This is a genomic window from Serratia myotis (assembly GCF_027474885.1).
Classification (GTDB): Bacteria; Pseudomonadota; Gammaproteobacteria; order Enterobacterales; family Enterobacteriaceae; genus Serratia; species Serratia proteamaculans.
This window is the reverse complement of record NZ_CP099707.1, coordinates 4,751,743-4,771,446: the sequence shown is the minus strand read 5'-3', so window position 1 is coordinate 4,771,446 and position 19,704 is coordinate 4,751,743. Positions and strand designations below refer to the sequence as shown.

Annotated in this window: 15 protein-coding genes; 11 read left to right on the top strand and 4 right to left on the bottom strand. The window is 54.7% G+C overall.

Annotated elements, in window-relative coordinates; genetic code table 11:
- Positions 1-148: 148 nt before the first annotated feature.
- Positions 149-970: a xanthosine phosphorylase gene (gene xapA, locus NHG65_RS22430; RefSeq protein ID WP_085119244.1), complete on the top strand. Its 822-nt coding sequence runs from the start codon at positions 149-151 to the stop codon at positions 968-970.
- Positions 971-1,051: 81 nt separating this feature from the next.
- Positions 1,052-2,311, top strand: a complete 1,260-nt coding sequence (locus tag NHG65_RS22425; protein ID WP_099063400.1) for a nucleoside permease — start codon at positions 1,052-1,054, stop codon at positions 2,309-2,311.
- A 97-nt stretch (positions 2,312-2,408) separates the two neighbouring features.
- On the opposite strand, the gene NHG65_RS22420 is transcribed toward NHG65_RS22425, so the two are convergent.
- On the bottom strand, positions 2,409-3,266 hold the full coding sequence (locus NHG65_RS22420) for a helix-turn-helix domain-containing protein (RefSeq protein WP_499182702.1): 858 nt from the start codon (positions 3,264-3,266) through the stop codon (positions 2,409-2,411).
- Positions 3,267-3,456: 190 nt separating this feature from the next.
- Positions 3,457-3,966: a tyrosine-type DNA invertase gene (locus NHG65_RS22415; RefSeq protein WP_237520875.1), complete on the bottom strand. Its 510-nt coding sequence runs from the start codon at positions 3,964-3,966 to the stop codon at positions 3,457-3,459.
- Positions 3,967-4,554: 588 nt separating this feature from the next.
- Here NHG65_RS22415 and NHG65_RS22410 point away from each other — a divergent pair.
- Positions 4,555-6,720, top strand: a complete 2,166-nt coding sequence (locus tag NHG65_RS22410) for a YgiQ family radical SAM protein (RefSeq protein ID WP_099063301.1) — start codon at positions 4,555-4,557, stop codon at positions 6,718-6,720.
- A 64-nt stretch (positions 6,721-6,784) separates the two neighbouring features.
- On the opposite strand, the gene NHG65_RS22405 is transcribed toward NHG65_RS22410, so the two are convergent.
- Both NHG65_RS22405 and NHG65_RS22400 read right to left on the bottom strand, forming a co-directional pair.
- Positions 6,785-7,390: a transglycosylase SLT domain-containing protein gene (locus NHG65_RS22405; protein ID WP_099063302.1), complete on the bottom strand. Its 606-nt coding sequence runs from the start codon at positions 7,388-7,390 to the stop codon at positions 6,785-6,787.
- A gap of 38 nt (positions 7,391-7,428) precedes the next feature.
- On the bottom strand, positions 7,429-8,631 hold the full coding sequence (locus NHG65_RS22400; RefSeq protein ID WP_099063303.1) for an ROK family protein: 1,203 nt from the start codon (positions 8,629-8,631) through the stop codon (positions 7,429-7,431).
- 107 nt (positions 8,632-8,738) lie between these two features.
- Here NHG65_RS22400 and NHG65_RS22395 point away from each other — a divergent pair, with 107 nt between their 5' ends.
- The 8 genes from NHG65_RS22395 to NHG65_RS22360 all read left to right on the top strand — a co-directional run bounded on the left by NHG65_RS22395 (position 8,739) and on the right by NHG65_RS22360 (position 19,645).
- Positions 8,739-12,029, top strand: a complete 3,291-nt coding sequence (locus NHG65_RS22395) for a DUF5107 domain-containing protein (RefSeq protein WP_207977456.1) — start codon at positions 8,739-8,741, stop codon at positions 12,027-12,029.
- 36 nt (positions 12,030-12,065) lie between these two features.
- Positions 12,066-13,469, top strand: a complete 1,404-nt coding sequence (locus NHG65_RS22390) for a sugar porter family MFS transporter (RefSeq protein WP_207977591.1) — start codon at positions 12,066-12,068, stop codon at positions 13,467-13,469.
- Between the two features lie 173 nt (positions 13,470-13,642).
- Positions 13,643-14,623 (top strand): substrate-binding domain-containing protein, encoded by a 981-nt coding sequence (locus NHG65_RS22385; protein ID WP_499183505.1) that lies wholly within the window; start codon positions 13,643-13,645, stop codon positions 14,621-14,623.
- 14 nt (positions 14,624-14,637) lie between these two features.
- Positions 14,638-16,161: a sugar ABC transporter ATP-binding protein gene (locus NHG65_RS22380; protein WP_499182701.1), complete on the top strand. Its 1,524-nt coding sequence runs from the start codon at positions 14,638-14,640 to the stop codon at positions 16,159-16,161.
- 29 nt (positions 16,162-16,190) lie between these two features.
- Entirely contained in the window at positions 16,191-17,177 is a 987-nt protein-coding gene (locus NHG65_RS22375) for an ABC transporter permease (protein ID WP_219016968.1), read from the top strand.
- 50 nt (positions 17,178-17,227) lie between these two features.
- Positions 17,228-18,286, top strand: a complete 1,059-nt coding sequence (locus NHG65_RS22370) for a zinc-dependent alcohol dehydrogenase family protein (RefSeq protein WP_499182700.1) — start codon at positions 17,228-17,230, stop codon at positions 18,284-18,286.
- 13 nt (positions 18,287-18,299) lie between these two features.
- Positions 18,300-19,187: an aldose 1-epimerase gene (locus NHG65_RS22365; protein WP_499182699.1), complete on the top strand. Its 888-nt coding sequence runs from the start codon at positions 18,300-18,302 to the stop codon at positions 19,185-19,187.
- 146 nt (positions 19,188-19,333) lie between these two features.
- Positions 19,334-19,645, top strand: coding sequence for a PTS sugar transporter subunit IIB (locus NHG65_RS22360; RefSeq protein ID WP_085119233.1), 312 nt, complete (start codon positions 19,334-19,336; stop codon positions 19,643-19,645).
- Positions 19,646-19,704 lie beyond the last annotated feature (59 nt).

Sequence of the window (19,704 nt, the reverse complement as noted above, 5' to 3'; positions counted from 1 at the left end):
GGTTTGGGCTGTTTGATGCTGATGATGGCCTCCTGTGGCTACCAATTTATAGGTAAATGGAATAAATCGGCCGCCAATAATGTATTGGTCGCCGCTGCACCTCGCTCTCTACTATGGGGATCACCTCCCCCTCATAGAAGAGAATACAATGTTTAATCAAGAAGATGCTTTTTCCTGTGCTGAAGTGATCCGCACCCGACTGCCGGGCTTCCAGCCACGCGCTGCTTTGATTCTGGGGTCCGGGCTGGGCGCACTGGCGGAGGTGATGACAGACACTCTGACCATCGACTACGCAGAGCTGCCAGGGTTCCCCGTCAGCAGCGTGGTGGGCCATGCAGGGCAGCTGGTTGCCGGCTGGCTGGAGGGCGTGCCGGTACTGTGCATGAAGGGGCGCGGCCACTATTACGAAGGTCGTGGCATGCAGGTGATGACCACCGCCGTCCGCACCTTCAAGCTGCTGGGCTGTGAATTCCTGCTGGCCACCAATGCTGCCGGTTCTTTGCGCCAATCGGTGGCACCGGGCAGCCTGGTAGCCCTCACCGACCACATCAACTTTATGCCTGAGTCGCCGCTGGTTGGCGATAACGACGAGCGTTTTGGCCCGCGTTTCTTCAGCCTGGCCAACGCCTACGATCGCGAGCTGCGCGGTCAGTTGGCTCAGGTGGCGGAAAGCGTAGGCATTCCGCTGGCAGAAGGGGTATTTGCCGCTTACACCGGGCCCAACTTCGAAACTCCGGCTGAAATCCGCATGATGCAAACGCTGGGTTGCGACGTGGTCGGCATGTCGATCGTGCCGGAAGTGCTCTCGGCGCGTCACTGTGGGCTGAAAGTGCTGGTGGTGTCCGCGATGACCAACTACGCCGAAGGGCTGTCGGATACGCCGCTGTCCCATGAGCAAACGCTGAGCTGTGCAGCGCTGGCGGCCGAGGACTTTATGCGCCTGATCCGTGAGTTCTTCAAAACGCTGTAATGCTGTAAAACCCCTCGCGGCAGGGAGCGGGAACCCTGCCGTGCGAATCATCGTTTTAATCAGAATAATAAGGTGATGGTGATGGCAATAAAAACGCGACTGAAGGTGATGGTCTTTCTGCAGTTCTTTATCTGGGGTGCCTGGCTGGTCACGCTGGGATCTTACATGATTAACACCCTGCATTTCAGCGGTCTGCAGGTGGGTATGGTATACAGCGCCAAAGGTATTGCGGCGCTGATTATGCCGGGGTTGGCGGGCATTCTTGCCGATCGCTGGATCAAGGCCAATTACCTGTATGCACTGTGTCATCTGCTCGGTGCGGGTGCACTGTATTGTGCCGCCCAGGTTGAACAACCGATGCTGATGTTTTGGGTGATGCTGTTCAACGCCATGGTGTATATGCCGACCATTGCGCTTTCCAACGCCATTTCCTATTTCTGCCTGGAAAAGCACGGTTACGATACGGTCAAGGATTTCCCGCCGGTGCGGGTGTATGGCACCGTCGGTTTTATTGTGGCGATGTGGCTGATCGGTTTTAGCCGAATTGAACTCAGCAATATGCAACTGTATCTGGCCTCCGGGGTGTCTCTGCTGTTGGCCGGTTATTCGCTGACGCTGCCGAATTGCCCGACCAGTAAGGTGGAAAAGTCGAAAAGCTGGTTCAGCGTGTTGGGGCTGGATGCACTGGTGTTATTCCGCCAGCGGCGCATGGCATTGTTTTTCCTGTTTGCCATGCTGTTGGGGGCGGCACTGCAGGTCACTAACACCTTCGGCAACCCGTTCCTGCACGATTTCGCCAATAATCCGCTGTATCAGGACAGCATAAGCGTCAGATACCCGGCGGTGCTGTTGTCACTGTCACAAATCTCCGAGGTGTTTTTCATCCTCACCATCCCGTTCTTCCTGCGCCGATATGGCATCAAACAGGTGATGCTAATCAGCATGGCGGCCTGGACGCTGCGTTTCCTGTTCCTGGCCTATGGCACCCCGGTCGGTTTCGGCTTTGTCCTGCTGCTGCTTTCGATGATCGTCTACGGCTGCGCCTTTGATTTCTTTAATATCTCCGGGGCTATCTTCGTGGAGCAAGAGGCGGATCACCGTATTCGTGCCAGTGCGCAGGGGCTGTTTATGACCATGGTGAATGGCATAGGCGCTTATCTGGGGGCGATTGCCAGCGGTGAAGTGGTGGATTTCTTCACCCACAACGGCGTCAAAGATTGGCAGAGTATCTGGTTGATCTTTGCTTTATATACGCTGGTACTGGGCGTGATTTTTGCTCTGACCTTTAACTATCAGCATCGGCCGGAGGAAAGCCCTGGCCCAATACAGCGGGCGCATTAAACAAACATGGGCGCATCTCGTTTGTGCCCATATTAGTTCTGCTGGCGGATATTACATTTTAGCCTGCAACCCCCCATAAAAACGATAGCCCCCACTTTCACTGGTGCCGCAGAAATGAGGGGGATTGGCCGAACTGGCGACGAAACTGAGTACTAAACTGGGCCGGAGCGCTAAAACCGCATTGAGCAGAGATCTCCGTTAAAGACGATGTGCTATTGATCACCAGTTGATACGCCCGTTCCAGGCGTCGCTGCAGGACATACTGATAGGGCGGCAGGCCAAAATACTGTTTAAAGACCCGGGAAAAATGGAAGGTGCTTAACTCCGCGAGCTGGGCCAGAGCCTGGAGTGTGATGGTCTCGCCCAGGTTTTCTTCAATATAGCAGGCCAGCTGTTCGCGTTGTGTTTTGGAGAGTGCTTCGTGTGTGTGAGTGGTGGACAACGTTTGCAGGTGCTGCGAAGTTTCTGTTAGCAATGCCAGCATCAGGGCCGAGGCATGCAATTCATCGGTGCTGGCTTTAAGGCTGGCACACAGCTGTTTGATTATTGGGCTGCGTATGTTAGCGCTCGGTTCAATGTTCAGCCCCGTTTCACCGGCAGGGAATAACGAAATCAGCGCGGGGGAAGCTGAAATGGCGGTATATTTGAGAGTGCCTTCTATATAGGTCATAGCCTCAAAGCCGCAACCGCAGGGGATCAGGTCTGCAACCTGGGCAATCGCTCGTTTGCAGGGTATCCGTTTTTGGTCAAACCAGATGTCGCCATGGACGGTGGTACTGCCGTCAGGTGCCTGAAAACTTTCATAAACGATCAAGGTGTGGCTGGGGCGTACAAGCTGAGCCAAATGAGCGCCGCTGACCTGAACGTTATCAATCTGACCGTATTCCCAATGTGTAGAGCAAATAGTCAATTCTGTTTCATGACGGTAAGTCAGTCCATTATTATTATTTTTCATAAATTGGAAACCTCGATAATTTAAGAAATGACAGGTTAGATATCTATCTTGCCTAATTAATAGTTAACCCTGCGTCTAATTATCTTTAATTACTATTCCTAATGATATTTTTGGGGGGTGGTTATCCACGGTTAACTTATGGGTTTTTATCTGCAGTGAGATGGGAATACTCTTGGTTCAGGCCAGTGAGTCAGAATTCAATCGCCTGAAAGCGCATGGCATTGCTGGCGGTATAGAGTACCGTATGGTGAATGTTTCGGTGCCCCAGATAGTCCTGAATCAAACGGGTATCAATACCCTGATTTGCCAGGCAATAACCACAGGCATGGCGTAGCATGTGGGGATGTGTTGGAATTTTGATATTGGCATTCTTACCATAGTGGCGTATCAGTCGATAAATTTGCTGGCGGGAGATACGTCCGCCTTTTCGTGATAGAAAAAGCCAGGGAAGATCGGCGTAACGCCAACTTTTTCTTATTTCCAACCAACCGCTCAACATGGCAATTTCATCGTCGTGCAATGGGTGCTGTACGGAAAGGCCATTTTTCAGGCGGGGTATGTAGATTCTTTTTGCATCCAACTCAATATTATCCAATGTCATACCGCTCAGTTCGCTGGCGCGCAGTCCATGGATAAAACACATGCTGATCATGCATCGGTCACGCCAGGCGTTCAGGCTTTTGGGAATGCTTTCTATCATGCTTTTTATTTCTGATTCATCCAGATATTTTCTTATATTTTGCTTCACATCTACCTCCGTTGTATATATGTGCGTGGTGATTATCAAATGGTAAGTCATTTAATGATATATTTTGTAACAGCCGTTAGATGTTAGGATAAATCTTACGTGTTTATAGTTGCATAATTAGACGCCCGTCTTCTACTTGATTGTTGCTTAAGCTTTGTGAATTTTGCCATATTTTTGTTAAGTCAAAATATATCGTTAAAAAACAATGTGATAGATTTTTTTTATTTTGTGGTTAATTGCTGTATGTTTATGATTTATATATTTCTTTAGGATTTTGTTTTTATAAATTATGAGAATTAAATAAGTGTTTTAATGGTTTTTGTTTCATTTTATTCTGTATTTTTTATTACAACCGAGCAGGTGTTAACAATAATGAAACACTGCAAGGGGCCTTTGCCGATCATCAGTGGTTTCAAATCTCATCAATCTACAGCCGCCAACCCCGAGATGTGACCGATCTGTGAAATAACCATGCTCTTTTTGCCACTAGTGCGTATAATCGCCGCCCGGCGATTAATTAACCTGTGAAAGAGCACCAGAATGAGCACTACCAGCCTGATCCAACCCGACCGTGAATTGTTTTCCTATAAGCCTTATTGGGCCGAATGTTATGGCACCGCGCCGTTTTTACCGATGTCGCGCGAAGAGATGGATCAACTGGGCTGGGACAGCTGCGATGTGATCATTATCAGTGGTGACGCCTATGTCGATCACCCAAGTTTTGGCATGGCGATTATCGGCCGCATGCTGGAAGCGCAGGGCTTTCGCGTGGGCATCATTGCGCAGCCGGACTGGAGCAATAAAGAAGATTTCATGCGTTTGGGCAAACCGAACCTGTTTTTCGGCATCACCGCCGGCAACATGGACTCGATGATCAACCGCTATACCGCTGACCGCAAACTGCGCCACGATGATGCCTATACCGCCGGCAATGTGGGTGGCAAGCGTCCGGATCGCGCCACGCTGGTTTACAGCCAACGCTGTAAAGAAGCTTATAAAGATGTGCCGATTGTACTGGGCGGCATTGAAGCCAGCCTGCGTCGCATCGCTCACTACGATTACTGGTCGGATACCGTGCGCCGCTCGGTGCTGGTGGATTCCAAAGCCGATATGCTGATCTACGGCAACGGTGAACGTCCGTTGGTGGAAGTGGCGCACCGTCTGGCTGCCGGCGAAAAAATCAGTGAGATCCACGATATCCGTAATACCGCAGTGATGCGCAAGGGCGCATTGCCAGGCTGGACCGGCGTGGATTCTACTCGTATGGACAAACCGGGCCGCATTGAGCCTATTCCCAACCCTTACGGTGATGACCTGCCGTGTGCCGACGGCGGCAAGCCGGAGCCGGAAGCCAAGCCAGTCACCGTACGTGCTGCCAAGCCGAAGCCGTGGGAAAAAACCTACGTGCTGCTGCCGTCCTTCGAAAAGGTGAAGGCCGACAAGGTGCTGTACGCGCATACCTCGCGTATTTTGCATCATGAAACCAACCCGGGCTGTGCCCGTGCGCTGATGCAGTCACATGGCGACCGCTACGTGTGGATTAACCCACCGGCTATCCCGCTGACCACGCCGGAAATGGACAGCGTGTTTGCCCTGCCGTACCAGCGTATTCCGCATCCGTCCTATGGCAAGGAAACCATTCCTGCCTATGACATGATCCGTTTCTCGGTCAACATCATGCGTGGCTGCTACGGCGGCTGTTCATTCTGTTCGATTACCGAGCATGAAGGGCGCATCATCCAGAGCCGTTCGGAAGACTCCATTATTCGTGAAATCGAAGAGATCCGTGACAAGGTGCCGGGCTTTACCGGCGTGATCTCCGACCTAGGCGGCCCAACCGCCAACATGTACATGCTGCGCTGCACCAACCCGCGCGCAGAGCAGACCTGCCGCCGCGCCTCGTGCGTGTATCCGGAAATCTGTACCTACATGGACACCAACCACGAGCCGACCATCAAGCTGTATCGCCGTGCGCGTTCGCTTGAGGGCATCAAGAAGATCCTGATCGCCTCAGGAGTACGTTACGATCTGGCGGTAGAAGATCCGCGCTATATCAAAGAATTGGCTACCCATCACGTGGGCGGTTATTTGAAGATTGCTCCGGAACACACCGAGGAAGGCCCGCTGTCGAAAATGATGAAGCCGGGCATGGGCAGCTACGATCGGTTTAAACAACTGTTTGACCATTACTCCAAGCTGGCGGGCAAAGAGCAGTACCTGATCCCGTATTTCATCTCTTCGCATCCGGGCACCCGCGATGAGGATATGGTGAACCTGGCGCTGTGGTTGAAGAAAAACCGTTTCCGCCTCGACCAGGTGCAGAACTTCTACCCGTCACCGATGGCTAACTCCACCACCATGTATTACAGCGGTAAAAACCCGCTGAGCCGGGTCGGTTACAAGAGCGAAGATGTGGTGATCCCGAAGGGCGATCGTCAGCGTCGCTTGCACAAGGCGCTGTTGCGTTATCACGATCCGGCCAACTGGGCGATGATCCGTACTGCGCTGGAAGAGATGGGTATGAAGCACCTGATCGGCAGCCGTCGCGAGTGTCTGGTACCGGCGCCAAGCATCGACGAGCAGCGTGAAGCCAAGCGCTTGCAGCGCCATACTCGTCCGGCGTTGACCAAGCACACTGATATCACCCGTCAGCGTACGCCGTCCAATAAGCCGCCACGCAAGCCGATCCGCAACAGCAAACCCTAACGGCCAGGTCAGGCGCTTAAACGAAAAGGAGAACCCCCGGGTTCTCCTTTTTTGCTTTTGAACATCACAATTGTTCGTAGGCGGCTTCCACTTTCATCAAATGGCGTGGCGCCTGCGAGGAAGGATGGTATTTACGGACATGCCAGTTAAAGGCTTCCGGCGACAGATTGTTAATCATTGAGATGGCCTGTTGACGGTTACTGGAGAAAGTCCGCAACAGTGCACCGGTGCCATTTACGTAGGCGATGATGGTGGCGTAACGCATGGTGACAGGATCCTCGATCCCTTTAAGCTGCTGTTTTTGCAAGGTGGCAATATAGGCGGCACCGAGATCGATATTGGTATCGGGATCCAGCAGATCGTCTTCGTCCGGGCAACCGCGTTTTCCTTTATAGCGATAGGCATCGCAACCGGCGGTATCGGCTTTCAACTGCATTAAACCGATAGCATTTGACCGGCTGATGGCTGCCGGGTTAAAGCCGGACTCCACCTTGATCATCGCGGCGATCAGTTTTTGGTCGACATCGTATTTATCCGCAGCATCTTCAATCGCATCATCAAAAGCGTGAGCATCGTAGCTGGTGCGTGGTTTTTTGCTGGAACAACCGGCCAGGATCAGCATCAGGCAGACAATGCCTGCGCGTGACCAGCCTCGTAGAGTGGGGTTCATGGTGCTCCGTCTTGTTTTTGCTGGGATAAAGTCGGGCATCATAACATCTCCGTCAGTGCCTGTTCGACATACAGATAACCAATCCCCATCACCTGCTGTGCGCGCGTCAGTTGGCCAAAACCGATATGCGTGGCCTGAGCCTGGATTTGGTCGTGTCGGTCGAAAGGGTTGAAACCGGTCTGGCTGATGATGGTGTCCAGCCAGGCCTGACCGAATCCACAGCTGCGACCATACAGATAAATACGGTTGATATTGAGGATGTTAAGGAAGTTATACAGGCTCAGCCCAATCGCCTGGGCGGCGCGTTGCACCAATACCTGCAACGCAGCATCTCCCTGATGATAACGAGCAATCAGTTCAGCGGTGGTGGGGGTTTTAATCCTTTCGCCCTCCTGCTGTGCCCAGGGGGTGACTTTGAGCTGAATGCGGGCCTTTTTCTTCAGCGCCGACAGCGAAGCGATGGTTTCCAGACAGCCGTAGCGGCCACAGGCGCAGAGGCTGCCATCGGGGTCGATAATGGTATGGCCAATCTGACCGCTGCCAAACAGGCTGCCCCGGTAAATCTGCTGGTTAATCACGAACGAGGATCCTATACCGTAATCGACGTTAATCACGCAAAAGTCCTGCAGATTAGCGTTATTTTGCCACTTTTCCGCCAACCCCAGCATCACGCAGTCGTTATCCAGCAAAACCTCGGTCTTCAGACGTTCTTCCAGCAGGTATTTTATCTCTACCGGACCTTCCCACGGGGCCTGTGGCATGCGCTGCGATACCCCGGTCAGCGGGTTGACCTGGCCGTGGATCGACAAAGCGATTTTTAGCGGCATGCCCTGCTGGCGGCTGTGCAGATGGTAGATCTGCACCATTTCCTGCAGCATCGCCTGCGGCGTGGTAGCGACAATCGGCAGTGGGGTGAAAGCGCTGCAAGGTGTCATCAGGCCGTCGACCACGATGCTTTCAATCAGATAGGGGGAGACGTTCAGACACAGAATACGTTGTCCTGCGGCGGCGATGCGATAGCTGCCACCTCCCAATCCGCGGCTGTGCAGGTTATGCGGATCGTGCTCTACCCGCTGCTCTTCCTGCAGTTCGTCGAGGATTTTGCCGACCGCAGGAATAGACAACTGCGAAAGCCGCGCCAACGTCGACTTGCTGGCAACCTTTTCCCGATACAGCAGCGCGCACAGCACCCGTTTATTAAAATTGCGCACCCGCTGGTTGTTCAAACCTTGCAAGGCCATTCATTAAACCCCGTTTAGTGTATTGCGTGATGGTAGCGCATAAAGTCATCAATTCTGTCATCTAGACTGCCTGAAACGCAATGTTCAGTATTTTTAGAGAGGAAAGCATGCACGGGACAGTCAAGGTTTGGCAAGAACAGGTTGAATTACCCACTTACGGTACCGGTGAGCAGGACTCGCACCCGATGTTCCTGGAAAACCGCGTCTATCAGGGATCTTCCGGCGCGGTTTACCCCTACGGCGTGATTGATACCCTGAGCGGTGAAAGATCCCTGCGCCGCTATCAGGCGGTCTATCTGGAAAATGACTACCTGCGAGTGATGCTGCTGCCGGAGCTGGGTGGGCGTATTCACCGGGCTTACGACAAGGTGCAACAGCGTGATTTTGTCTACCACAACGACGTGATCAAGCCGGCGCTGGTGGGGCTGCTGGGGCCGTGGATCTCCGGCGGGATCGAATTCAACTGGCCGCAGCACCATCGCCCGACCACCTACATGCCGGTGGATTGTCAGACTCAGCAACAGGATAACGGTGCGCAGACCGTCTGGCTGGGGGAAGTGGAGCCGATGCGCGGACTGCAGGTGATGGTCGGTTTCACTCTGTATCCCGACCGGGCGTTGATCGAAATCAGCGCCAGGATCTTTAACGCCAACCCGACACCGCGCCATTTCCTTTGGTGGGCCAACCCGGCGGTGAAGGGCGGGGACGATCACCAGAGCGTGTTCCCACCGGATGTGACCGCCGTTTTTGACCACGGCAAGCGCGATGTGTCTTCGTTCCCTATCGCCACCGGCACCTACTACAAAGTGGATTACTCGGCTGGCGTGGATATTTCGCGTTACAAGAATATCCCGGTGCCGACGTCTTATATGGCGCACAAGTCGGACTATGACTTTGTCGGTGCCTACAGCCACGATGAGCAGGGCGGTTTGCTGCATATCGCCGATCACCATGTGTCCCCCGGCAAGAAGCAATGGAGTTGGGGCCACGGTGAGTTTGGCCAGGCCTGGGATCGCAACCTGACCGACAGCAACGGCCCGTACATTGAGCTGATGACCGGGGTTTACACCGATAACCAACCGGACTTCACCTGGCTCGATGCTTACGAAGAAAAATGCTTCGTACAGAATTTCCTGCCCTACAACACCCTCGGCATGGTGCAGAACGCCAACACCCGTGCGGCATTGAAACTGGAAAGCGACGGCCGGCAGTTGGTATGGGGGCTGTATGCGGTTGCGCCATTGCTGCAACATCGGCTGGTGATCCGCAGCGATAGCGACCAACAGTTGCTGCTCGACCGCCGTGTCGATCTCAACCCCGGAGCGGCGCTGTTGGAGACCCTGAGCGGTGATTTCCCGGGTCGCCTGACCATGGAATTGTCGGACTCGCAAGGGCGCAGCGTACTCAGCTATCGCCAGCATCAGGCCGATCCGGCAGCAGAACTGCCGCAGCCTGCCAAAGCGCCACGGGAAGCCGGACAAATCGACAGTGCGGATGAGGCCTGGTTTATCGGCCAGCATCTGGAGCAATACAATCACGCCAGTCGTTCGGCATTCGACTATTACCAGCGCGGTCTGGAGCTGGATCCGCTTGATTATCGCTGCAATCTGGCTCTGGCGACGCTGGAATATAACCGCGCCAATTTCAAACGCGCCATCGCCTATGCTGACGACGCGCTGGCACGCGCACATCACCTAAACCGTAACCCACAGTGCGGATTGGCCAGCCTGATCCGCGGCTGCGCTCATGAACAATTGGGTGACGACAGCGCGGCCTATGAAGATTTTTACCGCGCCATCTGGAGCGGCAATGGTAAACCGGGTGGCTTCTACGGCTTGGCACGAGTCGCGGCACGGCGCGGGGATGATGCGCAGGCGCTGGAATTCTGTGAAAGCAGCCTGAGCGTTAATGCCAGCCATTACCCACTGATCGCCCTGAAGGCACTGCTGTTGCAACGCCTGGGTCAGGGGGAGCAGAGCCTGGCCTATATTGCGCAACAGCTGGCCGCTCGCCCATTGCATTACAGCCTGCATTACCTGCGCTATGCGCAAACCCGCGAAGCGGTCGATTTACAGCGTTTGCGGGCGGTGACGGGCTGCCGCGGTATCAATGCGCTGACGATTGCCGGTCAACTGTGTGAGTGGGGGGCCAAACGGCAGGCGGTTGAACTGTTGACGCTGCTGGACAGCCAGGAAACCCTGCCACTTTATCTGCTGGCCAGCTTGCGCAAAGGCGAGGTGAGCGACAGTGAATACCAACAGTTGCTGGCGCAGGCGCGCGACAGCTTTAGCCGACAGGTGCGCTTTCCCAATACGCTGAACGAAGTACAGATGCTGAGCCAACTGCCGGAGTGCGATTTTGCCCAGTACCTGTTGGGTTGCTTCCATTACAGCAAGCGCAACTACTTGCAGGCGGTGGCGTTATGGCAGCGCTGTGTCGAGCGACAGCCGGGGTTTGCCGATGCCTGGCGCAACCTGGGGATCTACAGCTTCAACAAGCTCCAGCAGCATGATGTCGCGCTGGAATATCTGCAACGGGCGTTTGCCCTGCAGCCCGATGATGCCCGGCTGCTGTTCGAACTGGATCAATTGAATAAGCATCTGCGGGCGGCCCCGGAACAGCGGCTGGCCTTGCTGGAACAACATTTACCGGTGGTGGCCAGGCGTGACGATCTTACTGCCGAACTGCTGAGCCTGTACAACCAGTGCGGGCGGCTGAGTGACGCGCAACAGATCCTGCAACAACGGCAGTTCCACCCGTGGGAAGGCGGTGAAGGCAAGGTCACCGGCCAGTACCTGATCAACCTGCAGCGGTTAGCGTTTCAGGCGCTGCAACAGGGTGAGTTACTGCAGGCACATGACTTGCTGCAGTCGGCGTTGCACTACCCGCACAATCTGGGGGAGGGCCGCCTGGCCGGACAAAGCGACAATGATATTTACTATTGGCTCGGGATCGGTGCTGCCCGCCAGGGCAACCTCGATGCTGCCGCAGGCTATTGGCAACAGGCCTGCGCGGGGCACAGCGAACTGACGCAAAGCCGCTATTACAACGACCAACCGGTGGATTATCTGTTCTATCGCGGCATGGCGCTCAGGCAACTTGGGCAGTCAACGCAGGCCGAACAGGTGTTCACGCAAATGCAGCAATGGGTGCACCAACAGCCTGAGGTGTCGCCTGGCGCCGATTTCTTTGCCGTTTCACTGCCGGATCTGATGGCATTGGACAACGACCTGCAACAGGCCCATCAACAGCATTGCCTGCTGGTGACGGCGCTGGCGCAGTTGGGATTAGGGCAGCTCACGGCGGCGCAGCAAACGTTGAAAGCGTTGCTGGCGTGCAATCCGGCGCATGACAAAGCGCATTTATTCAGTGTACTGGCCGCAGCCTTAGCAAACTGATGCCCGAAGGAGGTTGATGTGACGAATAAACTGAACATGTCCTATGTCTGGACCATCTGCCTGGTCGCCGCCTGCGGCGGCCTGTTATTCGGCTATGACTGGGTAGTGATCGGCGGTGCCAAACCCTTTTACGAGGCGTACTTCGGCATTACCGATCCTGCGCAGTCCGGCTGGGCGATGAGCTCGGCGCTGGTGGGCTGTATTTTTGGTGCCCTGATCTCGGGGCTGCTGTCGGATCGTTTTGGCCGAAAGTTGCCGCTGGCGATCGCCGCGTTAACCTTCGTGATCTCCGCCTGGGGCACGGCCATGGCCACCAGCTTCGATGCCTTTATCTTTTATCGCATTGTCGGTGGGGTCGGTATTGGCCTGGCTTCGGCTCTGTCGCCGGTGTATATCGCCGAGGTCAGTCCGGCGGCGCAGCGGGGTCGTTTCGTGGCGGTGAACCAACTGACGATCGTGATTGGCGTGCTGGCGGCGCAGTTGATCAACCTGTTGATCGCCGATCCGGTGGTGGCCAATGCCAGCCAGGCGGATCTGCTGGCCAGTTGGAATGGGCAGATTGGCTGGCGCTATATGTTTGGCGCTGAACTGGTACCGGCGCTGGCTTTCCTGCTGTTAATGCTGGCCGTCCCTGAATCACCGCGCTGGTTGGCGAAGGCTGGGCGTCATGAGCAGGCGCAGCGGGTATTGCGGCGTATCGGTAACGAACAATACGCACGGCAAACGCTGACGGAGATCCGCCAGACGCTGGACAAGGACAGCGGCAAGGTGCCATTCCGTGCTTTGCTGCGCGGGGATGTGCGACCGGTGCTGGTGATTGGCATTGTGCTGGCGGTCTTCCAGCAGTGGTGCGGTATCAACGTGATCTTCAACTATGCGCAGGAGATCTTCGCTTCGGCAGGGTTTGATATCAACGATACCCTGAAGTCGATCGTCGCCACCGGGTTGATCAACCTGATCTTCACTCTGCTGGCCTTGCCGCTGGTGGATCGCATTGGTCGACGCCGGTTGATGTTGATCGGCGCCTGCGGACTGACGGCTGTCTACCTGCTGATGGCGGCGGCCTACGCCTATGGTCTGTTGGGTCTGCCAGTACTGCTGCTGGTTCTGGTTGCCATCGCCATTTATGCCGTCACGCTTGCGCCGGTCACCTGGGTGCTGCTGGCGGAAATTTTCCCCAATCGCATCCGTGGCGCGGCGATGGCGACGGGCACCTTTGCCCTGTGGGTCGCCTGCTTCGTGCTGACCTACAGCTTCCCACTGTTAAATGCCGCGTTGGGTGCCGCAGGCAGTTTCCTGCTGTACGGCGCTATCTGCCTGGCCGGGGCATTGTTCATCTATGCCCGAGTGCCGGAAACCAAAGGCATCACGCTGGAGGCGCTGGAGCAGCAGCTCGTCCCGACAGGAGCTGCCGCCGGCAAGGAAAAAGAGTTTACTTAACTCTGTTTAGTTTAATGCGTGATCCTGTGGTGAAAAGTAATCAACTTGATCATTTAGTGTAATGAGTTGGTGCTCTGGGACTGGGCCGCACAGGCGGCAAGTCCCGGCCATCAGTCGCAATAATGAAAATATGCAGCAAGGGGTTAATAAACATTAACTGGAGAACAACAATGTTGCTGAAAAAAATAAGACACATGATGTTAGCCATTACCGGGGTCATCGTTATTTTTAGTACAGGGGTGCAGGCCAAAGACGAGAAGATGACTATTGGCGCCATTTATCTTGATACCCAGGGATATTACGCCGGGGTGCGCTGGGGGGTACAAGACAGCGCAGACAAGGCCGGTGGCAAAATTGGCATTATAGAAACCAACGCACAAGGTGATGTTTCTAAAGAAAGTTCGTTTATCGATACCATGATCGCGCGCGATGTGAGTGCCGTGGTGCTCTCTGCCGTTTCAACCAATGGCAGCGTGCGGGCGATTAAACGTGCCCACGAAGCGAATATCCCGGTGATTTGTTACAACACCTGCATTAACGAGAAGGGTGTAGATAAATATGTTTATGCCTATCTGGTAGGGGACCCATATGAATTTGGTAAGAAACTGGGGAATAGCGCGGCCGATTACTTTATTGAGAAGAAAATAACGGAGCCGACAATTGCGGTGATTAACTGCGAGGCATTTGAAGTCTGCGTACAGCGCCGTAAAGGTTTTGAAGATGCGCTGAAGGCGAAAGTGCCGGGCATGAAGATAGTCGCCAATCAGGAAGGTACGGTGCTGGATAAAGCGATATCGGTGGGTGAGAAACTGCTGATTTCATCCGGCAAGGTCGATGCTATTTTCGGTGAATCCGGCGGCGCTACGCTTGGTGCAGTTAAAGCCGTTCGCAATCAGAACAAGGTCGGGCAAACCGTGGTGTTCGGCTCGGATATGACCACTGAAATTGCCCAGGAGCTGGCAAACCGGCAAGTGCTGCAAGCGGTGGTGGATATCTCCGGCAAGAAGATGGGGGCATTGGCATTTGCTCAGGTGATGAGTGCCATTAACCGGCAGCCGGTCGCTCAAAAAGTGGTGCAGGTACTGATAGATCTCTATGCCACCACGCAGAGCGCGACTGACTGGCTGGCGACTCACAAAGATGGCTTACCTTGATGCAGGAGACTCCCATGAGCGACAGGGTCTTGAGCAGTCTGGCACAGCAACCGGTGGTGGCCTGTATCCAGTCCGGGCATAAACGCTACCCGGGAGTGGTAGCGTTGCAAGATGTTAATTTTACTCTGCGCCGTGGTGAGGTGCGCGCGTTACTCGGGAAAAACGGCGCGGGTAAATCCACATTAATCCGCATGCTCACCGGTAGCGAACGGCTGGATGCCGGGCAGGTCTTTATCGGTGAACAACAGTTGGATGGGCCGGAGGAACAGTTGACGCGCCGTGCCGCCAGGCTCGGTGTACGGGCTGTCTACCAGGAGTTAAGCCTGGTGCAGGATATGAGCGTAGCGGAAAACCTGTGCCTGGGCGTCTGGCCGCAGCGTGCCGGGGTGATTGATGCCCGGCGCATGGCAGAGCAGGCGAAACGGGCGCTGGACCGGCTGGGAGTCGATATCGATCCTCAACAATGGGTGCGTGATCTGAGCCCGGCGCAGCAGCAATTGGTGGAGATAGCCCGCGTTATTCAGGGGGATCCCAAAGTGGTGATCCTCGATGAGCCGACCAGTTCGCTGGCCAATGCCGAGGCGGATCTGGTGGCTGCGGCGGTGATGCGCCTGTCTGCTGCCGGCATTGCGGTGGTGTATGTCAGCCACCGGATGAATGAAATCCGCCGGCTGGCGTCCTCCTGTACCATCATGCGTGACGGTTGCGTGGCTGGGGATGTGGCGTTGGATAACACCTCAACTCAGCAGATTGTCGACCTGATGTTAGGCCATCAGGATCACCACACTCAGTGGGTCACGGCACCTGTCGGCGGCGAAACGGTGTTGGCGGTCAGGCAGCTATCGTTACCACCAAAATTGCATCAGGTCAGTTTTGAACTGCGGCGTGGTGAAGTCCTGGGCATCGCCGGGTTACTGGGGGCGGGCCGCAGCGAATTGCTGAAAGCGATTGTCGGCCTGACGCCCTTTACCGAAGGTGAACTGGTGTTGGACGGGGAAACGCTGATTGCCCCGAATTATGCCGGTATGCTAAAACGCGGTATGGCCTACACCCCGGAAAACCGTAAGGCTGAAGGCATCATGCCGCTGTTGGGGGTGGATGAAAACACCGTGATGACCGACAGCCGTGCGGTAAGCCGTTATGGCGTGCTGAACTGGCTGAAGATCAAACAAGCGACGTCGGCGATCGTCAGCCGTATGCGAGTGAAAACGGCAGCGACCGGTACGCCGATCGTGACGCTCTCTGGGGGTAACCAGCAAAAGGTGGTGATTGGTCGTTGGGTTTATGCCAGGAGCCGGATCTTATTGCTTGATGAGCCGACCCGTGCTGTCGATGTAGAAGCCAAAAATCAAATCTATCGCATCGCCCGTGAATTAGCGGCGGAAGGGAAAAGTATTATTTTCGTGTCCAGTGAAGTCGAGGAGTTACCTCAGGTTTGCGACCGGATCTTATTGTTACAGCAGGGAAGGATAGCGAAGGAATTTATCTCACCCGTGGACGTTGAACAATTGATGTCTGAAGTGCTGATGATCCAATAATTTTGCCGTTATTGCATACGCCGGAGGTAATGACAATGTCCACATTGGTACCTGAAATGAAAATAGCCAAGACCCATAAATTATCCAAGCATGCCAATGAGCTGGGCTTGCTGGCTATTATTATCGTGTTATATCTCGTGTTCTCTATTTATGCTCCCGGGTTTATTTCGCTGAACAATCAAATGAACATATTACGCGATGCAGCCACTATCGGCATTGCTGCCTGGGCGATGACGTTAATTATTATTTCCGGGGAAATTGACGTCAGTGTGGGGCCGATGGTGGCGTTTATATCCGTGATCCTGGCGTATTTGATGCAATACGCGATACCTCTGCCGATCGCGCTGCTCTTGTCTCTGCTGTTGGGGGCGGCCCTGGGGTCGGTTGCCGGGGTGCTGCGTGGCAGGTTCAACGTGCCGAGTTTTGTTGCTACGTTGGGGTTGTGGAGCGCATTGCGCGGTATGGGGCTGTTTATGACCAACGCGCTGCCGGTACCGATCGAAGAAAATACCGTGCTGGATTGGTTGGGCGGCCAGGTGCTGGGGCTGCCGGTGTCAGCGGTGATTATGCTGATCCTGTTCGTGGTGTTTCAGTTTATCAGCAAGAAAACCGCTTTTGGCCGTTCGGTATACGCGATTGGCGGTAACGCCGGCGCGGCACAACTGTGTGGGATCAACGTCAGGCGCATTCGCGTGCTGCTGTTCACCATCGCCGGTCTGCTGGCCGCAGTGACGGGTATTTTGCTGGCTGCACGCCTGGGTTCGGGTAACGCCGGGGCGGCCAGCGGTCTGGAGTTCGACGTGATTGCCGCCGTGGTGGTGGGCGGCACCGCCTTGTCCGGCGGACGTGGTTCAATGCTCGGTACCCTGCTTGGCGTACTGGTGATCACCCTGATTGGCAGTGGCCTGGTATTGCTGGGCATCAACTCCTTTTTCCAACAGGTGGTCAGGGGCGTCATTATTGTATTGGCGGTGCTGGTGAATATTATTGTGATGCAAAAGAACAGTAAGCAATAACATTTCATTGCGCTCAAAAAAATCTTTATTAAATTTTAAAGGAAAATAACATGGGAAAAATGTTGGCAGCTTATTTGCCCGGAAATTCCAGTGTAACGCTGCGTGAGGTTGATATTCCACAACCGGGTATTGGCCAGGTGTTGATTAAAATGAAATCGTCCGGTATTTGCGGTAGCGATATTCATTATATTTATCACCAGCATCGGGGGACGGCGGCCGCGCCGGATCAACCTTTATATCGGGGATTTATTAATGGCCACGAACCCTGTGGCCAGATCGTGGCTTTGGGGGGGGGTTGTCGGCATTTTCGCGAGAGCGATCGCGTGCTGGTGTACCATATTTCCGGCTGTGGTTTTTGCAGTAACTGTCGCCGGGGTTACCCGATTTCTTGCACCGGTGAGGGCAAGGCCGCTTATGGCTGGCAGCGCGATGGCGGGCATGCCGACTACCTGTTGGCGGAAGAGAAAGATTTGATCCATTTGCCAGACTCGCTCAGCTATGAAGACGGCGCTTTTATCTCCTGCGGCGTCGGTACGGCCTATGAGGGCATTGTGCGGGGCGAAGTCTCCGGCAGCGATCACGTGCTGGTGGTGGGACTTGGCCCGGTCGGCATGATGGCGATGATGCTGGCGAAGGGCCGTGGGGCGAAAACGGTGATTGGCGTTGATGTTATCCCTGAACGTCTGGCCACCGCGAAAAAGCTGGGGCTGATGGATCACGGATTCCTGACCGGCGACGGCGTGACAGAGCGTATTCGTGAACTGACGGCGGGCGGTGCCAATGTGACGCTGGACTGTTCCGGCAACGCCAAAGGCCGCCTGCTGGCGCTGCAAGCCTCTTCAGACTGGGGCAGGGTGATCTACATTGGTGAAACCGGCAAGGTTGAGTTCGAAGTCAGCGCCGACCTGATGCACCACCAGCGGCGGATCATTGGTTCCTGGGTCACCAGCCTGCACCATATGGAAAAATGCTGCACCGATCTGCACGACTGGAAAATGCATCCTCATGCTGCCATTACCCACCGTTTCAACCTTGAGCAGGCCGCAGAGGCTTATGCGCTGATGGCTTCTGGCCAGTGTGGCAAAGTGGTCATTAACTTCGCCGATTAACTCCGGAGGCAATATGGCCTTGTTCAGGTTGGATAATGGCAGTCTTACGCTGGTGGTTTCATCCTTGGGTGGCAGCGTGCTGAAACTGGCTGCACATAGCCCAGAGGGGGAAATCCCTTTGTTACGGCCGGCAACGCTGAGTGAAGACACTCCGGCGTTGCAATCGGGCTGCTTTCCACTGGTGCCCTTTGGCAACCGGGTCAACCAAAATCGGTTTAGTTTCGAAGGACGGGACTATGCGCTTTGCCCCAATACAAGTTGGGATCGGCATTACCTGCACGGCGATGGTTGGCTGCAGCAATGGCAGTGCATTGAGCAGCGCAGCGATTTCCTTCGTTTAAGTTATCAGCATGCCGAAGGGCCTTATCAGTACCGGGTTGATCAATGTTTTACGCTGGAGCGGCAGCAACTGAGGATCGAACTGGTCGTGGAACATGATGGTCAAAGCCCAATGCCCTACGGATTGGGTTGGCACCCGTATTTTCCGTTAACGCCGGATACCCGGGTGCAGGCACCGGCTCAGGCCTACTGGCTGGAGGCTGAAGAGTGGCTGGCGGGCGAACAGGTGCCACTTAGCGAGGAAATGGACTTTAACCGGTTGGCCGCGATCCCCCGTCGCTGGGTGAATAACGGATTTGGCGGCTGGAATGGCGAGGCAAAGATCCAGTGGCCGGAGCAGGGTAGCAAACTGCAAATGAGCACCGAGCCTGCCTGCCCGGTGTACTTTATGTTTGTCTCCGATCCGGCGTTCGATCCGGGTTATCAGTTCGAATTCTTCTGCCTGGAACCGATGTCGCACGCCGCCAATGCGCATCACATGGCGGAGCTGGGTGGGTTGCGCCGCCTGGCCAAAGGTGAGAGCTTCAGCCAGGCCATGCTGCTCAGTTATTCAGCGCTTTAAGTCCGAAAATTAAAATTCGGATCTCCTTCACAGAACCCGTTTAAACCCTGCAACCGGTTACTGAAACCGGTTGCTGTTTTTCCGTTTTTGAAACCATACTCATTCCTCAACTGACCCATTTGCGTTTATTGGCTACAGGAGAACGGATGAAAAAAATATTCTTATGCTGCGCCGCTGGAATGTCGACCAGCATGGTCGTCAATAAAATGAAGAAGGCTGCCGAACAGCAGGGTATTGAGGTGGATATTATCGCCGTGGGTATTGAGGAGTTTGAAACCACGCTGGCGAATTATCAATGTTGTCTGCTTGGACCGCAGATTAAATATAAGCTGGCCGATTTTAAAAAGATCGCCGACAGGGAAAATAAACCGATCGCTGTGATTAACAGTATGGATTACGGCATGATGCGCGGCGATAAAATCCTCGCCGAAGCCTTAACGATGATCGCACAACACTGATCCCAGCAGGGCCGCCTGCTGCAGCCTGTTGCCGCCGGCTTTCTCGCCCTGTGACCATT

What these genes read in the sequence shown, in the direction of transcription:
- xapA (WP_085119244.1), top strand. Translation starts at nt 149, where the DNA reads ATGTTTAATCAAGAAGATGCTTTTTCCTGTGCTGAAGTGATCCGCACC.
- NHG65_RS22425 (WP_099063400.1), top strand. Translation starts at nt 1,052, where the DNA reads ATGGCAATAAAAACGCGACTGAAGGTGATGGTCTTTCTGCAGTTCTTT.
- NHG65_RS22420 (WP_499182702.1), bottom strand. Translation starts at nt 3,266, where the DNA reads ATGAAAAATAATAATAATGGACTGACTTACCGTCATGAAACAGAATTG.
- NHG65_RS22415 (WP_237520875.1), bottom strand. Translation starts at nt 3,966, where the DNA reads ATGATAGAAAGCATTCCCAAAAGCCTGAACGCCTGGCGTGACCGATGC.
- NHG65_RS22410 (WP_099063301.1), top strand. Translation starts at nt 4,555, where the DNA reads ATGAGCACTACCAGCCTGATCCAACCCGACCGTGAATTGTTTTCCTAT.
- NHG65_RS22405 (WP_099063302.1), bottom strand. Translation starts at nt 7,390, where the DNA reads ATGAACCCCACTCTACGAGGCTGGTCACGCGCAGGCATTGTCTGCCTG.
- NHG65_RS22400 (WP_099063303.1), bottom strand. Translation starts at nt 8,631, where the DNA reads ATGGCCTTGCAAGGTTTGAACAACCAGCGGGTGCGCAATTTTAATAAA.
- NHG65_RS22395 (WP_207977456.1), top strand. Translation starts at nt 8,739, where the DNA reads ATGCACGGGACAGTCAAGGTTTGGCAAGAACAGGTTGAATTACCCACT.
- NHG65_RS22390 (WP_207977591.1), top strand. Translation starts at nt 12,066, where the DNA reads ATGTCCTATGTCTGGACCATCTGCCTGGTCGCCGCCTGCGGCGGCCTG.
- NHG65_RS22380 (WP_499182701.1), top strand. Translation starts at nt 14,638, where the DNA reads ATGAGCGACAGGGTCTTGAGCAGTCTGGCACAGCAACCGGTGGTGGCC.
- NHG65_RS22375 (WP_219016968.1), top strand. Translation starts at nt 16,191, where the DNA reads ATGACAATGTCCACATTGGTACCTGAAATGAAAATAGCCAAGACCCAT.
- NHG65_RS22370 (WP_499182700.1), top strand. Translation starts at nt 17,228, where the DNA reads ATGGGAAAAATGTTGGCAGCTTATTTGCCCGGAAATTCCAGTGTAACG.
- NHG65_RS22365 (WP_499182699.1), top strand. Translation starts at nt 18,300, where the DNA reads ATGGCCTTGTTCAGGTTGGATAATGGCAGTCTTACGCTGGTGGTTTCA.
- NHG65_RS22360 (WP_085119233.1), top strand. Translation starts at nt 19,334, where the DNA reads ATGAAAAAAATATTCTTATGCTGCGCCGCTGGAATGTCGACCAGCATG.